Raw genomic sequence first — 15,300 nt, 5'->3', positions numbered from 1 at the left:
CCGGCCGTTCATGACGTCTCGGGTTGTACGAACTATAAAGCAGGTCGAAAAAATTCGCAAGCATTCGCGCGATTCTCGTGACCCCCACCTGTTGCGCCGCTGCAACAGAAGGAAAAGGCTCAGTCGCCGAACATCACGCTGCGCTTTTCGGCGTGGTACCAGCGCCCGTCGATGCGCTTCCACTGGTCGTCCAGCGTCGCCTCCTTGCCTTTTAGATGGATCTGCGGCAGGGAATACTTCTGCCGCACGCGCACCACTGCGGTGTCGCCTTCGATGCGTTCCACCGCCAGCACCTCGACTTCGTCGAAGACGATGCCGCCGCGCTTGAGATAGGCTTGCAGGGTCCAGCGTGGATCGAGCGAGATTTCCTCGTAGCTCCAGGCGGTGACGCGGTCGTTGGCCTGGATGGCGGCCCAGTAGGCGCGGGCGCGCTCGAGGAGCTGGGCGCGGTCGGCATCCGAACCCGGCTCGGGGGCGGATGGGATGCCCGCGCAGCCGGCAAACAGCAGGACGGCTGCGGCCAGCACGGTGCGGCGCAGGGGACGGAACGACAGGGTGCTCATGGGACCTCCTTGACGGGTTGGGTTGGTGGTGGGGACGACGGAGCAGCGCTCTGCCCGCCGTCGCGCTCGCGCGCGCGCACGTCGACGGCGATGCCGCGCATGCGCTCGCGCATCTCCTGGCTCGCCTGGCGCAGGGCGTCGTCGTTCTCCAGCGCCCGCGGGGTGAGGAGCACGAGGAGCTCGGTGCGCTGGCGGGTGTCGTTGGTGGTGGAGAAGAGCGCGCCGATCACCGGCAGGTCGGCGAGCACGGGCACGCCGCTGCGGCCGTTCGATTCGTTGTCGCGGATGAGGCCGCCGAGCACGATGGATTCGCCCGAGCGCACGGCCACGCGGCTCTGGATTTGGCGGTTCATGAAGCTGCGCTGGCCGGTGGCGGCATCGACCTCGCCCACGTCGGTGACCTGCTGCACGATGTCCATGGTCACCAGCCCCCCGGCATTGACGGAAGGGGTGACGGAGAGCATCACGCCGGTGTCCTTGTAGGTGATGGATTCGGTGACGAGATCCTGGCTGGAGACGGTGGTGGCGTTCTTGATCGGCTGCTGCTGCCCGACCTGGATGACGGCGGTGTGGTTGTCGAGCACCAAGAGCGACGGGTTGGAGAGCACGCGCAGGAGCGACTTGTCGGCGAGCGCATTGAGCGCGGCGCGCACCACGCCGGCGCTGTTGGTGATGGTGTAGGAAAATCCGGGCTGGGTGGGGCCGATGTCGCCGGAGGATCGCATGTTGAACTGGGCGGTGCCGGTGCGCCCGCCACCGAGGCCGTTTTGCAGGTACCACTCGAGGCCGTATTTGAGGTTGTCGGTGAGGGTGACCTCGACGATGCTCGCTTCGATCAGCACCTGGGTCTGGGCCTTGTCGAGTTCGCGCAGCGCCGCCTCGATGCGGCGGTATTCCTTGCGCGGGGCGCGGATGATGAGGGCGTTGCGCTTTTCGTCGGCCACCACGCGCACGTTGCCTTCGAGCTGGCTCACGCTGGTCTGGGCGGCCTCGCGCCCAGGCGCCGTGCCGGCGGGTTGCACGGCCTGGGCGCCGAGGGTGGGCGTGGTGCCGGAGCTCGAGGACGAGGAAGCGGTCGTGCCGCTCGTGCCTCCCAGCGTGTTCGCCGCCATCATGCCGGTGCCGCCGATGCGGGTGGGAGCGAGCCCGGGGGCGACGCCGCTCGTCTTGGCCGCCCCGCCCTGCCCCGCCGCGCCGAAGAGGCCGTTGAGGAGCTCGGCGAGGTGCACGGCGGAGGCGTTCTGCACGGGGTAGACGAAGAGGCGCGGTTCGAGTTCGTTGTCCGCCGGACGGTCGAGCCGGGCGAGCCAGTCGCGCACGAGATCGAGGTAGTGGCGGCGGGAGGTAACCACCAGCAGCGCGTTGAGCCGCTCGATGGGCAGGACCTTGACCAAGCCCGACAAGGGAGAGGCGTCCGCCCCGCCGGGGGCATTGCCGCCCGCAGCGGCAGCCCCCGCCACACCGCCCTTGGCATCGGCGCCGCCCGCGAGGGCCTGCTGGCCGAGCATGAGGGCCACGGCATCCTTGACTTCGGCGACGCTGGCGTGTTCGAGGGGGAAGACGCCAACGGAGAGGCCGGCGAGGAAGTCGACGTCGAAGGTGTCGATGATCTGCATCCAGCCTTCGAGCTGGGCCTTGGAGCCTTGCAGCACGAGGAGGTTGCGCACGGTGTCGACGCGCACGAGCGCGCCTTCGGGAGCGAGCGGTTCGAGGACCTTGGCCATTTCGGCCGCGCCGATGTACTTGAGCGGGGCGACGAGCACGCCGGCACCGGGGAGGGCTTTTTCCTGGCCGGAACCGACCACGGGAAGGCTCCCCTTGACGCCATCGCGGGCGGTGACGTGATACACGCCGGCCGGGTCGCGAACCAGGGTGAGGCCGTGCGGCAGCAGGAGCGTATCGAGTACGTCGAGCACCTGGGCACGCGGCAGGGGTTTCTGCGTGCGCAGGCTGACGGTGACGTCGGCGCCCTGGTCGATGGTGTAGTTGAGCTTGAGGAGGTCGCCGAGCAGGGCGTGGACGACCTCGCCCAGCGGGGCGTTCTCGAAGTTGAGGCTGACGGCGTCGCCCTGCTGCAGCACGGGGTCGGGCTTGGGCGCGGGGGCGAGCTTGACGACGCGGTCGTTGCCGGGGTAGAGGCGCGGCTCCTGCGGCTCGGAAGCGGGAGCCGGGGCGGGTTGGGGTTCGGTGGCGCCGCGCAGCGGCGTGGCCGAGCCTTCCTCAGGGAAGGTAAACGGCGGCGGATTGGGCCGCTGGGCAGTGAGGCTGGCGCAGCCGCCGAGCAGCAGGGCGAGGAGCGCGAGCGAAGGGAGCAGGCGCAGGCGTTGCTTCATGGCTTGTCCTTGGAGGATGCGGGTTTGGCTTGCGACGCGGGGGCCACGGCCTTGGCGGGAGGTTTGGCGGCAGCGGCGGGGGCGGCTTCGAGGCGCAGCGACACGCTGCCGCCACCGGGGCGCTCGAACCGGGCGGTGCGGCCGTCGAAGGCGGCGAGCCGCCAGCCGTCGGCGCCGGGCTTGGTAGCGATGCGGGCGGTGTGACCGTCGGGGAATCGCACGATGGCGATGCGCTGGGCATCGCCTTCGAGCACGGCAAGAAGCTTGGCCTGCGCGAGCGGCAAGGCCTGGGCCGAACCCGCCTCGGACGGAGGCGGCGGGCGGCGCGAGGACCAGAAGAGCGGCCGGGCGCGCGCGGCGGCGGCGGCGCTCGCCGGGGCGGCATCGGCCACGAGACGGACTTCATCGATGGCCGGCAGCGCCGGTTCGGGCGGCGCCCAGCGCACGGGCGGCTGCCACCACAGCAGGGCGAGCAACGCAAGGAGCGTGGCGTCGAGCGCCGGCCACAGGAGCCAGCGGGCGGTCATGACGCCCCTCCGGCGAGCGGCGCGAGGAGCTGGACGGTGAGGCGGACGTTCTGCGCGGCAGCCTCGGGCGTGCCGCCTTCGCGCATGAGCAGCGTGGATTCGACGAGCAGCAGCGGGCGCTGATCGTAGAGGGCGCGCAAAAGGTCGAGCACCTGGGGCCAGGCGCCGGTGACGGTGAGCGTGATGCGCACCGAGGGAATCGCTTCGCCTTGGCGGGCGGCGACGGTCTGCAGGGACACGGTGGCGAGCGCGCTGCGATCGGCGAGCTGGCGCACGAGCTGACGCAGGCGGGTTTCCGGGTCGCCCTCGCCGGGATGCAGCCAGGGGGCGATCTGGCTGCGGGCGGCGGCGAGCGCGGCCTCGATTTGCTCGCGAGCGAGATCGAGCCCGAGCAGGCGGGCAAGGCGGGGTTCGACGCGCTCCAGGACGCTGCGGTAGCGCTGCCAGTTCCAGGCATAGGCGGCCGCGAGCGCCGCCGCGAGCAGCAGAAACGCGGCGAGCGTGCCGAGGAGGTAACGGCGGGCGATGGGGGCGATCATGGGGCGACCTCGTCGGGATGCGCGAGCCAGCGCAGCTCGATGCTGAAGCGTTCCTTGCCCGTGGCGGGATCGCGCGTGGTGGCGATGGGGGTGCGCACGTCGCGGACGTGGGGGTCCTTGCCGAGATCGGCCATGAGGGCGGCGACGTCCGGGGCGAGACCGCTGATGCGGACGGTGTCGCCGGAGTATTCGAAGCGGTCGAGCCAGGCACCGTCGGGCAGGATGGCGGCGAGGCGATCGAGCACGAGGCCGAGGTCGACGCGCCGCTCGAGCAGGTGCTGCAGGGATTGGGCGGTCTGGGCGGTATCGCGCAGGGCGGCCAGGGCCTGCTGGGCCGGCTCGGCGCGGCGCTGGGCCTCCACGGCGGCGATTTGGGCGCGGACCACGGCCAGGCGCTGCTGCGCGAGTGGCGTGACCGCGACGGCGAGCGTCAAGGCTGCGGCGGCGCCGAGCGCGGCGACCATGGCCGCATCTTCGCGGCGGCGGGAGCGGTGCCAGGCAAGATGCGCCTCGTCGAAGAGCGGCACGGCGGTCTCGCCTTCGCAAAACCAGGCGGGCAGCGCGCGCCCGGCCCGGCGGCGCGCGAGAATCGCGGCATCGGTGGCGTACCAGTCGAGTCGCCAGCCTTCGGGCGCGGCGGCAAGACACCAGCCGGCGCGGAGGTCTTCGGGCAGGAAAGGGGCCTGCTGGGCGACGAGGGCGCGGGCGGCAGAAGGGATCTCGCGCAGCGGCAGGGGCGGAAGCACGGCGGTGCCGCCGACGTATTCGTCGGCATCGAGCAGCAGCCCGTCGACGGGCAGCGCGGCGGACGGCGGTACGGCAAAGAGGCGTCGGCCGAGAAGACGCCGGCAGGAACCGTCGGCAAGGCTCAGGATGGCGGGGCGGCGGCGCCACCAGCCGCGCTCCTCGAGTTCGAGGCGCCATTCTCCCAGCGACCAGCGCCAGCGGTCGAACTCGACGGCGAGACGGGCGAGCACGGCGTGCCTGGGGGTGCTCATGCGGGGGGAACTCCGTCTGGGGGGAGGAGCTCGACCGGATCGACGGTTTCGGTGGTCCAGGGTGTGAGGGTATCGGGTCGAGCGTTGCGGTCGATCCAGACAGTACGGCGCCAACGACGCCCATCGGCGGTATGCAGCTCTGCCTGTAGACGGTAGCGCAGCGATTCGTTGCGCTGCGACAGCGGCGCGAAGACGGCGGGATCGAGCACGCCGAGGGTGACGGGGTCCTGGTTGGTTTCGATCATCGCGCGGATCCGTTCATGGGCGTTCGGCTCGCCGGTGAAGGCGTCGAGGAGATCGGGTGGGGCGGCGCGCACGTCGATGAGATTGCGCCCTTCCCTTCCGATGAAATTTTTGATTTTATCGTAGACGGAGCGATCGAAGCCGAGCACGGCGAGGAGGTCGGAAGGGTCGTCCATGGGGCCGTTGCGCGGCAGCGAGGGCCAGCCGGCGGCCAGATACTGCGCCGCCTCGGCTCCGCCCGGGCAGGAGGGGAGATCGTCCGGGTCGATCCAGTCGCGGATGCGACAGGCAAGGATGGCGGCATCGGCCGGAGCGAGGCCGCCCACGCGGGCGAGCAGGGTCTGCAGGACGATTTCATCGGCCACGTTGAGATTGACGAGACCGTTGGCCGAGGTGATGGCGACGAGCACCGAGTCTTCGCCGATGCGCCACTGCAGGCGGGTGTAGCGCTCGCCCAGCCGCGGGTCCGTGGTGAGCGCCTGGGCGGTGAGCGAGAGGGCGGCATCGAGCCGCAACCGCGCTTCGGTCTGGTCGAGGTACCAGCGGGTGAAATCGATCTGCTGCCGGGTCTGGAGGGTGAGGCCGAGCAGCGTGAGGGAGAGCGCGACCACGAGCCAAAGCACGGCGGGCAGCGCGAGACCGGCTGCGCGGGGGGAGCTCATCGGACGTGATCCAGGGCGAAGACGAGGACGGGCCACTCCTGCCCTTCCGCGCCGAGGAAGAGGCGAAGGCGACCGGGGTAGAAGGCGGGGTCGGTCCATTCGTCGAGCCATTGGCCGGTGCGGTTGTCGAAATACTGCCAGCGCAGGGTGGAGAGGTTTTCTAGAAGGACGATCCGCTCGGCGGCGGGCCAATCGAAAGTAGTATAAGCCCCCTGAAAAGGGAGGATTTCGAGCACCCAGTCGGTCCGCCCGTCGGGGTAGCGCTCGGGGCCGAGACGCAAAACGTGCAGGCCGCCGCCCACTGGGCGCTCGGGCAAGGGGGCGACCCAGAGCAGCCCGGCCGAGTTGCCGGAGAAGAAAACGACGGGTCGGCCGTTGTCGAACCGCTTCACCTGGCGCATGCCTTCGAGTTTGTCGCGCAAAAAGCGTTCGACGAGCATCATGCGCTCGCTGCGGTCGCGCAGGAGGGTGGCGGTATCGGTGCTGCGGCCGATGAGACCGAAGGCGGCGAAGGCGGCGGCGAGCACGAGCGCGGTGAGCGCCAGGGCGATGAGGAGTTCGACCAGGGTGAAACCGGCGCTGCGCGGGCGGGGCATCATCGGGACTGTGATCGGTTGAGCAGGGGGAGTTCAATTTCCCACAGGGGGAGATCCTCGCCCCGGGCATATACGGCGAGATGGACTTGCGTCACCGCGACGGGGGCGACGGGCGCGGCGGCGTCGGTCGCTTCCGGCTGCATGGTCGAAGGGGAAAAACGGATCTGCCAGCGCAGCGGGCCGTCCTCACCGGTGGAGAGCGGGACGAGGTCGTCCGCCCAAGTGGCACCGGCGAGCAGCGACTGGCCGAGCATGGCGGCTTGCGCCTTGAGCCGGCTGCGTTCGAGCCCGTAGAGGGACTGCCCGGTGCCGCGATAGAGGGCGGCGAAGGCCATGGCAGCGATGGCGAGCGCCACGAGCACTTCGAGCAGGGTGAATCCGGCGCGGCGCGACCTCATGGGGCCTCGGGCACGGGAAATTCGTCGATGCGCCCGAAGAGCCAGTCGAGGCGCAGGGCGATGCGGCGCGCAGGAACGCCGAGCGTGACGGTGCCGCCGGTGTTGCTGCCGTCGGGACGAAAGGTGATGGCGGCAAGCCCGCGACGGGTATCTTCACTCTCGGCGACGACCCAGTCGGCCTCGACGCCTTCGGGAAGCTCGAATGCCGCGCCGGTGTCGAGCCAGAGACGGCGGGCGTTGGGATCGTAGCGCAGCGTGAGGGGGCGGCCGAGGCGCATGGCTTCGAGCCGCCCCTGGGCGAGGAGCGCGCGCACTTGGGCAACGCTGTCGTGGTAGCGGGCGCGCTCGAGCACCTTGGGCAGGGCGAGCACGGCGACCCCCAGCGCGAGACCGGCGATGGCGAGCACGACGATGAGCTCGATGAGGGTGAAGCCGTGATCGCGGCGCACGGCGGCGCTCCGCTCCCGATCAGTCGTTGTAGATGTCGGCGTCTTCGCCCTCGCCTCCGGCCTTGCCGTCGGCGCCGAGCGAGTAGACATCGGGGCTGCCGTGCCGGCCGGGATTTTTGTAGAGATAGGGGCGACCCCAAGGGTCGTTGGGCAGGCCCTTTTTGAGGTAGGGACCGTTCCACCCATTGGCGCTGGCGGGTTTCTTCACCAGGGCGTCGAGCCCTTCCTGATCCGAGGGGTAGCGGCCGACGTCGAGCTTGTAGAGGTCGAGCGCCTGCTCGATTTCGTGGATCTGCAGCGCGGCGGTCTTGGATTTGGCGCCACCGAGCTGGTCGAGCACGCGCGGGCCGACGAGGCCGGCGAGCAGGGCGAGGATGGCAAGGACGACGAGCAGTTCGATGAGGGTGAAACCGCCCTGGCGGCGAGGAAAGCGGGCTTCGAGCAATGGCATGAAACGATCTCCGTACGGTGTCACACAGCGAGTTGGTTGACCGACAGAATGCCGGTGAGCACGGCGATGATGATGACGGCGACGACGGCCCCCAGCGTGACGATGATGGCGGGTTCGAGCAGCGTGAGGGCGCGCTTGATGCGCTGCTGCGCGTCTTCCTCATAGCGCTGGGCGAGTTCGGTCATGGCCTCGGCGAGCCGCCCGGTTTCGTCGCCCACGCGCAGGATCTGCTGCAGGGCGCGATCGTCGGGCCACAGGCGCCCCATCACGAGGCTGAGGCGTTCGCCGCGCTTCAGCGCGTCGGCAATGGGTTCGACGCGCTCACGCAGGACCAGGTTCCCCAAGGTTTCGCGGGCGATACCCGCAGCCTGCAGCATGGGTACGCCACGTCCGAGCAGGGTACCGAAGGTTTGGAAGTAGCGCGCGAGTTCGAGATGATAGCGGATGCGTCCGAGAAGCGGCAAGCGCAGCGTGAGTTCATCCCAGCGCCGGGCGCCACCGGGGCTGCGGCGCCAGCGGTCGACGGCCCAGACGATGAAGACGGCGCCGGCGAAGACGAGATACCAGGCGCGCTGGAAGAAATGCCCCAGAGCGACTACGGCGCGGGTGAGTAGCGGCAGGGCCTCGCCCAGGTCTTCGAAGAGCTTCTCGAACTGGGGCACGACGAAGGCGAGCATCAGCACGATGGAAGCGATGGCGACGACGACGAGGATGGCGGGATAGATGAGGGCGGAGGCGATGCTCGCGCGCAGGCGCTCGCCGGCTTCGAGGTGGCGGACGATGTCGGCGAGCGCCTCATCCAGCCGGCCAGAGGCTTCGCCGGCGCGCAGCAGTGCCAGATAGAGGCTACCGAGGAGGGATTCGTAGGGGGCGAGCGCCTGAGTGAGGGATTTCCCGCCGCGCAAGCCTTGGGCTACGGCGGTGGCGAAGCGGTGCAGCTCGCCGCCTTCGGGGTACATCTCGGTGAGCACGCGCAAGGCCCGGTCGAGCGCGAGGCCGGCGCGCACCAGGCGCCACAGCTCGCGGCTGAAGTCGAGGATCTGCGTCGGCGTGAGGCGCAAGGGGCGCTCGCCTTCTGGCGTAGCGGCGGCCGAGCCGGGTTCGCGCAGCTCGAGCACGGTGAGCCCCTGCAGCTGCAGACGCAGGCGGGCATCTTCGGGGCGCTCGGCCTGGATGCGCCCAGCGCGGGCCGTGCCGTCGCGGGCCATGGCGCGGTATTCGTATTCGCTCATAGGGGGTCAGTCTTGGGCACGGGCCACGCGCAGGACTTCTTCGGCGCTGGTGATGCCGCGAAAGACCTTGCGCGCGCCGTCCTGCAACAGGGAACGCTTACCCACGGCGGCGGCGTCGATGGCGTCGGCATCGGCCCCGGCCAGGATGGCCTGCTTGACGGCGCGATCGAGCACGAGGAGTTCGTGGATGGCGCGCCGGCCGCGGTAGCCGCTGCCACGGCAAACAGGACAGCCGACGGGTTCGAAGAGGGTGGCATCGCCGGGTAGCGGCAGACCGAGGGCATCGGCCACGGCCTGCCGACGTTCGGGCGGCACGGGCGCGCGGCAGGCAGGGCACAGGGCGCGCACGAGGCGCTGTGCCATGATGCCGATGACCGAGGAGGTGATGAGGTAGCGCTCCACGCCCATGTCGTGCAGGCGCACCACGGCACCGGCGGCGGTGTTGGTGTGCAGGGTGGAGAGAACGAGGTGACCCGTGAGGGCTGCCTGCACGGCGATCTGGGCGGTTTCGCCGTCGCGCATCTCGCCCACCATGATCACGTCCGGGTCTTGACGCAAAAAGGAGCGCAGCACGTTGGCAAAGGTGAGGTCGATCTGGGGCTGTACCTGGACCTGGTTGATCCAGGGGATTTGATATTCGACGGGATCCTCGACGGTCAGGATCTTGAGCTCGGTGGCATCGAGCGCGCGCAGGGCGGCATACAGGGTGGTGGTCTTGCCCGAGCCGGTGGGACCGGTAACGAGGAAGATGCCATGTGGCATGCCCAGGAGCGCGCGTACCTGGGCGAGGATGTCTTCCTCGAAACCAAGGGCGTCGAGCGCGAGGAGGGCGAGGTTGCGCTCGAGCAGCCGCATGACGACGCTCTCGCCGTGGGCGGTGGGCACCGTGGAGACACGCACGTCCAGCTCGTGGCCATGGACGCGGATTTTCATGCGACCGTCTTGGGGAAGGCGGCGCTCGGCGATGTTGAGGCGCGACAGCAGCTTGATGCGCGAGACGATGGCCGGGGCGAGTTCGCGCGGCGGCTCGTCGATGACGCGCAGCACCCCATCGACGCGGCAGCGCACGACGAAAGCGTCTTCGAAGGGCTCGATGTGGATGTCGGAAGCGCCGAGCTCGACGGCGCGGGCAAAGAGTTGATTGACGCGCTGGATGACGGGCGCTTCGGAGGCGAGGTCGCGCAGGTGCTCGACGAACTCGCTCACCGCCTCGCCGTCCCCTACCCCCCCGGTTTCACCTTCTTCTTCGGGGGCGAGGAACCAGGCTTCGAGCGTGGCCTCGATCTCGCTCTCCAGCCCCAGACACAGCCGCACCGGTCGCCCCAAGGCGAGCCGCAAGGCGTGCGCGAGCCGGGTATCCTGCGGCACGGCGGCGGCAAAGCGTTCGGTCTCCTCCACCGGCCCGAGCGGCAGGACACGGTTGGCGATGAGAAAGGACGGATTGAGGCGGCCGAGCGCAGGTGCCGTGGCCGGAAAAGCCTCGCGCCGCACGAGCTCGACGCCGAGCTGCTCGGCCAGCACCTGGGCGACGTCGAGCTCGGCGACGAGCCCGAGCCGCACCAGCACCTGCCCAAGCATGCCACCAAGCTGCTGCTGCGCTTCCAGCGCCCGCTCGAGGTCGGCCGGCGTGAGCTTGCCGCAGGCGACGAGGCGCTCGCCGAGGCGCTGCGCCTTCGCCCGCTCCGCGTCGTCGGAGTGATCGGCCAAACGTGAAGAAGAAGAGGCCATGCCGAAGGGGAGGCTCACAAACTCATGGCTGCATCACCGATCTGCCCGTCGAGATCCTTGATGCCGATGACGACGACTTCGGTGAGCGTCGGGATTTCCGTGATGGATTCGCTTGACGTTCCCGTTCCGCTTCCCGACGTCGGTGGAGTGTAGGTATAGGCATGTACCAGGTCGGCATCCGAACTCATCTTGATGACGAGCTGGCTGTTAGGCAGGATTTTGCCTTGGTCATCTACGGAGACGACGGCCGTTGGGCTGCTGCCCAGGGGGTTGGTCATGGCGATGGTTTTGCCCCCGCTAGCTCCTTCCGGCGCTTCCCACACCCCTTTGGCTCCGACGATGAGCTCCGAACCGATGGCGAGCTTGCCGTCATGGTTCTTGTCGAGGTAGTTCCAGTCGATGGCCTGATCGAAGGTAATCGAAAGGGTATCACCGACACGCATCACCGAGGTAATTTCGGGAGGCGTTGGTTTCGTCCCGTAGCCGAGGGAGAGGTCGATGTCCTGGATCACTTCCTGCGCCGTCTTGCCGTCGGGGTAAGCGGATACTTCGCCCAGGAGCTGCATCACGATGGGCTTGATGTGCGGATCGGAGGCATCGAGCCCTTTGCTCTGCTCGATCTGCTTGAGATCTTCCACGACCAGGAGCTTCTGCTGCAAGGAGGCGTAATCGGTGCCGCTAGCGGAGACGGCGATCTGCCAGGGAAGCAGGTAGTTTTTGGTAGGGTTGGCATTGACCCAGCCGACCCAATTAGCGATCTCATCCGCGGACGCGGCACGGCCGAAAAGGAAATGGTAGAGGTCGTCGATCGACTTGGAGAGGTCACCACCCACTGCGCTGTAAATTTGGGCAAACTCGGAACTGGAAGCAAGCGTCTGCAGGAGGACATCGGGATTGCCGTTCGCCTGCTTGAGATGGGTGGTCCAGATGGTGTATTCGTCGGTAGCGGCAGCCGCGGTATCACCCGTCCCGCCGGTTCCGGGAGTACCCGTGTTTCCCTCGGCGGTAGGCATGGTAGGAGGACGGCGGAGATAGGCAAGGAAGGCGAGGTCGAGCGCAAGCGTTTGCTGTTGCGCGATATAAGGCGCATTGAGCTGTTCGAGCAAGGTCTGAGCGTTCGGATCGAGCAGGTGGTTGAAATCGACCAGGGCCTGCTCGGCCGTCTCACCGCCGAAATGGATTTTTGACAAGGTATACGCCAGGGCGCCGCGGTATTGCACGGCCGTCGGATCGTCACTGCCGAGCAAACCGTCGACGCCATCGAGGAACTGAACGCGCTGTGCGAGCGCCCAGGCGTCAGCCGGCGAAGCCGCGGCGGCAAGCTTCATGGGAAAGCTGGGATTCGTTGCCAGCGGCAACCAGTAGGCGAGATCCCCCGCATTGGCCTCCCGTCCGAAGAGGTTGTGAAACGCATATTGCACCGCGTTGACGGCACTGCCAGCCGTATTGGCGAGATAGGCCGGGTTCTTGGCCAGCGTAGCGATGAGTGTCGTGGTCGAGCCGCCTTTGACCAAGAAATCGACCCAGGTAGTCAGATCGGGCTGGCTCGGCGGCAAACCCGTATAGGCCAGATAGGCGGTGAGCACGGTATTGGTGGCATTGGTGGTGGCCACCAGGGTGTGCGCCTGATCTTCCAGCTGGTCCTTGGCCTGCTGTTTGGTGACGATCTCCTGGATGGCGGCTTCTTTTTTCTGGGCGACGATGTCTGCGATCGGCATGGCGGCATCTCCTCTACGACGAAGAAAAGGGGGCGGGTCTCATTCGCGCCGGGGTCGGAATCATTTTGTTTTTGTCATTATATCCCATACGCCAGCACCGCCGCCAGCGCCAGTGGTAAAAACGCCACAGAGGCGAGGTTGCCCACCAGCACGATGGAGGCGACCTTGTCCGGCTCCTGGCCGTAGCGCTCGGCGAAGAGGTAGTTGAGCACCGCCGGCGGCAGGGCGCCGAAGAGCAGCAGCAGCGCCGCCTGGAGAGGCTCGAGGCGCCAGGCGCCGTCCATCAACTGGTAGAGGCCGATCATCGCCGCGGCAAGCGCCATGCCCGACAAGGGGCGGGCCAGGGCGACGATAACGCCCAGGCGCCAGGCGCGGATGGGGGTCTCGGCCAGACGCACGCCCAGGCCGAAGAGCATGAGCGGAATGGAGATGTCGCCCAGCATCTTGAGGGTGGTGAGTAGCGGCGGCCACACCGTCCAGCCGGCCGCGCCCACGGCGAGCCCGGCGACGGCGGCGAGCACCGAGGGCACGCGCCAGAGATGGGAGAGGCGGGCGCGGCGATCGAGCAACCACACGCCCAGGCTGAAGTGCAGCAGGTTGCTGACGATGAAGAGCACCACCATCGGCGCCAGGGCCTGCTCGCCGAAGGTGAGCAGCGCGAGCGGCAGGCCGAGGTTGCCGCAGTTGTTGAACATCATCGGCGGTGCGAGCGTGCGCGGGTCCTCCTGCAGGCGATGCGCGAGCCACCAGCCGAGCGCCCCCGAGCCGAGCACGAGCACGAGGGCGGCGAGCACGAGCGGCAGATAGGCAAGGACGTCGACCTGCCGGCCGGCGAGCGCGGCGAAGACGAGCGCCGGCGTGAAGACGTCCATGTTGAGCCGGTTCGCCCCCGAGAGCTCGGGGCGGTGGCGCTTGCCGATGACGTAACCCAGCGCCACCAGGGCGAAGAGGGGAAAGAGGATCTCGACGAGGCGCTGGGCGAGCACGGCCGCGCCTCAGAGCACGTAGCGGGCGAGATCCTCGTCGCCGGCCAGATCGGCCAGCCGCCCGTCGACGTAGGCCGCATCGATGAGCACGCGCGGCAGCGGCTCGCCGCCGGCGCGGAAGGAGACCTCTTCGAGCAGTTTCTCCATCACGGTGTAGAGGCGCCGCGCGCCGATGTTCTCGACGCGCTCGTTCACTGCCCAGGCGATCTCGGCAATCCGCCGCACACCGTCGGGGGAGAATTCGAGTTCCACCCCGTCGGTGGCCAGCAGCGCCCGGTACTGCTCCACCAGGCTCGCCTCGGTCTCGGTGAGGATGCGCACGAAGTCGTCCACTGTGAGGCTGTCGAGCTCGACCCGGATGGGGAAGCGGCCCTGCAGCTCGGGGATGAGGTCGCTCGGCTTGCTCAGGTGGAACGCGCCCGAAGCGATGAAGAGGATGTGATCGGTGCGCACCATGCCGTACTTGGTGGCCACGGTGGTGCCTTCCACCAGCGGCAGCAGGTCGCGCTGCACCCCCTGGCGCGAGACGTCGGCGCCGGAAGTTTCCTGACGCGCGGCGATCTTGTCGATCTCGTCGAGAAAGACGATGCCGTTCTGCTCCACCGCCTGGAGCGCTTCCTGCTTGAGCTCCTCGTCGTCGACGAGCTTGGCCGCCTCTTCCTCGGTGAGCGCCTCCATCGCCTCACGCACCCGCATCTTGCGCGTGCGCCGCTTGCCGCTGCCCAGGTTCTGGAACAGCCCCTGCAGCTGCTGCGTGAGCTCTTCCATGCCGGGCGGGCCGAAGATCTCGGCGCGCAGGGCGGGGGCGGTAAGTTCGATCTCGATCTCCTTCTCGTCGAGCTGACCTTCGCGCAGCATTTTGCGGAATTTCTGCCGCGTGGCGCTCTCGGCGGGTGCGGGCTCCTCGCCGAAGGAGCGCGCCGGCGGCAGCAGGACGTCGAGGATGCGGTCCTCGGCCGCGTCGCGCGCCCGGTCGCGCACCCGGCGCATGGCCCGTTCCTTGGCCTCTTTCATGGCGATCTCGGCCAGATCGCGGATGATGGTGTCGACGTCGCGCCCGACGTAGCCGACCTCGGTGAATTTCGTCGCCTCGATCTTGATGAACGGCGCGTTGGCAAGCCGCGCCAGCCGCCGCGCAATCTCGGTCTTGCCCACGCCGGTGGGGCCGATCATGAGGATGTTCTTGGGGGTGATCTCGTGGCGCAGCGGCTCGGGCACCTGGGCGCGGCGCCAGCGGTTTCTCAGCGCCACGGCCACGGCGCGCTTGGCCTCGTGCTGGCCGACGATGTATTTGTCCAGTTCCGAGACGATCTCGCGGCAGGTGAGCGGCGTCATTCCAGCACCTCGATGACGTGGTTTTGATTGGTGTAGATGCACAGGTCGCCGGCGATGCGCAGCGATTCGGCGACGATGTCGCGCGGCGGCAACTGGGTGTGGCGCAGCAGCGCCTGGGCCGCGGCCTGGGCATAGGCCCCGCCCGAGCCGATGGCGACGATCCCTTCCTCGGGTTCGAGCACGTCGCCGTTGCCGGTGAGGATGAGCGAATGCTCCCGGTCGGCCACGGCGAGCATGGCCTCCAGCCGGCGCAGCATACGGTCGGTGCGCCAGTCCTTGGCGAGCTCGACCGCGGCGCGCAGCAGGTGCCCCTGGTGCTTCTCGAGCTTGGCCTCGAAGCGTTCGAAGAGGGTGAAGGCATCGGCCGTGGCGCCGGCAAACCCGGCCAGCACCTTGCCGTGATAGAGCGTGCGCACCTTGCGCGCCGTGGCCTTGACGACCACGTTGCCCAAAGTGACCTGACCGTCGCCGCCCAGCGCCACCGAAGCGCCGCGGCGCACCGACAGGATGGTGGTGCCGTGATAGGATTCCATGAAATTCCT

16 protein-coding genes are annotated in these 15,300 nt (G+C 68.5%); all 16 read right to left on the bottom strand.

Translation table 11 applies throughout. The features are described 5' to 3' along the window. Positions 1 to 119 precede the first annotated feature (119 nt). The gene (locus tag OA56_RS00165; protein ID WP_461583070.1) at positions 120 to 563 is read right to left on the bottom strand and encodes a nuclear transport factor 2 family protein; all 444 of its coding nucleotides are present in this window, start codon (positions 561 to 563) and stop codon (positions 120 to 122) included. Next, a complete protein-coding gene (gene gspD / locus OA56_RS00160) occupies positions 560 to 2,896 on the bottom strand; it encodes a type II secretion system secretin GspD (protein ID WP_461583069.1) in 2,337 nt (778 codons plus the stop codon). Before gspD ends, OA56_RS00165 begins: the two co-directional genes overlap by 4 nt. After that, the gene (locus tag OA56_RS00155; protein WP_461583068.1) at positions 2,893 to 3,423 is read right to left on the bottom strand and encodes a hypothetical protein; all 531 of its coding nucleotides are present in this window, start codon (positions 3,421 to 3,423) and stop codon (positions 2,893 to 2,895) included. Before OA56_RS00155 ends, gspD begins: the two co-directional genes overlap by 4 nt. Continuing rightward, positions 3,420 to 3,962, bottom strand: coding sequence for a GspMb/PilO family protein (locus OA56_RS00150; protein WP_461583067.1), 543 nt, complete (start codon positions 3,960 to 3,962; stop codon positions 3,420 to 3,422). The genes OA56_RS00155 and OA56_RS00150 overlap by 4 nt, the downstream gene beginning before the upstream one ends. Continuing rightward, positions 3,959 to 4,960, bottom strand: a complete 1,002-nt coding sequence (locus tag OA56_RS00145) for a PilN domain-containing protein (protein ID WP_461583066.1) — start codon at positions 4,958 to 4,960, stop codon at positions 3,959 to 3,961. The genes OA56_RS00150 and OA56_RS00145 overlap by 4 nt, the downstream gene beginning before the upstream one ends. Then, positions 4,957 to 5,865, bottom strand: coding sequence for a type II secretion system minor pseudopilin (locus tag OA56_RS00140; protein WP_461583065.1), 909 nt, complete (start codon positions 5,863 to 5,865; stop codon positions 4,957 to 4,959). The genes OA56_RS00145 and OA56_RS00140 overlap by 4 nt, the downstream gene beginning before the upstream one ends. Next, positions 5,862 to 6,464 carry a prepilin-type N-terminal cleavage/methylation domain-containing protein gene (locus OA56_RS00135; RefSeq protein WP_461583064.1) on the bottom strand — a complete coding sequence of 201 codons (603 nt, stop codon included), beginning with the start codon at positions 6,462 to 6,464 and terminating at the stop codon, positions 5,862 to 5,864. Before OA56_RS00135 ends, OA56_RS00140 begins: the two co-directional genes overlap by 4 nt. Next, on the bottom strand, positions 6,461 to 6,859 hold the full coding sequence (locus OA56_RS00130) for a prepilin-type N-terminal cleavage/methylation domain-containing protein (RefSeq protein ID WP_461583063.1): 399 nt from the start codon (positions 6,857 to 6,859) through the stop codon (positions 6,461 to 6,463). Before OA56_RS00130 ends, OA56_RS00135 begins: the two co-directional genes overlap by 4 nt. Continuing rightward, on the bottom strand, positions 6,856 to 7,308 hold the full coding sequence (locus OA56_RS00125; RefSeq protein WP_461583062.1) for a GspH/FimT family pseudopilin: 453 nt from the start codon (positions 7,306 to 7,308) through the stop codon (positions 6,856 to 6,858). Before OA56_RS00125 ends, OA56_RS00130 begins: the two co-directional genes overlap by 4 nt. Positions 7,309 to 7,327: 19 nt before the next feature. Then, positions 7,328 to 7,759, bottom strand: coding sequence for a type II secretion system major pseudopilin GspG (gene gspG / locus OA56_RS00120; protein ID WP_461583061.1), 432 nt, complete (start codon positions 7,757 to 7,759; stop codon positions 7,328 to 7,330). Positions 7,760 to 7,779: 20 nt separating this feature from the next. Further along, entirely contained in the window at positions 7,780 to 8,991 is a 1,212-nt protein-coding gene (locus OA56_RS00115) for a type II secretion system F family protein (RefSeq protein ID WP_461583060.1), read from the bottom strand. A 6-nt stretch (positions 8,992 to 8,997) separates the two neighbouring features. Next, positions 8,998 to 10,719, bottom strand: a complete 1,722-nt coding sequence (locus OA56_RS00110; protein WP_461583107.1) for a GspE/PulE family protein — start codon at positions 10,717 to 10,719, stop codon at positions 8,998 to 9,000. A 14-nt stretch (positions 10,720 to 10,733) separates the two neighbouring features. Further along, entirely contained in the window at positions 10,734 to 12,437 is a 1,704-nt protein-coding gene (locus OA56_RS00105) for a hypothetical protein (RefSeq protein ID WP_461583059.1), read from the bottom strand. A 77-nt stretch (positions 12,438 to 12,514) separates the two neighbouring features. After that, complete coding sequence (locus tag OA56_RS00100) at positions 12,515 to 13,423, bottom strand: AEC family transporter (RefSeq protein ID WP_461583058.1); 909 nt, start codon at positions 13,421 to 13,423, stop codon at positions 12,515 to 12,517. Between the two features lie 9 nt (positions 13,424 to 13,432). Continuing rightward, a complete protein-coding gene (gene hslU / locus OA56_RS00095; protein ID WP_055422422.1) occupies positions 13,433 to 14,758 on the bottom strand; it encodes an ATP-dependent protease ATPase subunit HslU in 1,326 nt (441 codons plus the stop codon). Beyond that, positions 14,755 to 15,291, bottom strand: coding sequence for an ATP-dependent protease subunit HslV (hslV, locus tag OA56_RS00090; RefSeq protein WP_055422421.1), 537 nt, complete (start codon positions 15,289 to 15,291; stop codon positions 14,755 to 14,757). The genes hslU and hslV overlap by 4 nt, the downstream gene beginning before the upstream one ends. Between the last annotated feature and the right edge of the window lie 9 nt (positions 15,292 to 15,300).

It is taken from the genome of Tepidiphilus sp. HLB4, from assembly GCF_054823945.1.
The sequence above is the reverse complement of the archived record's forward strand: the minus strand, read 5'-3'. Positions and strand labels throughout refer to the sequence as shown.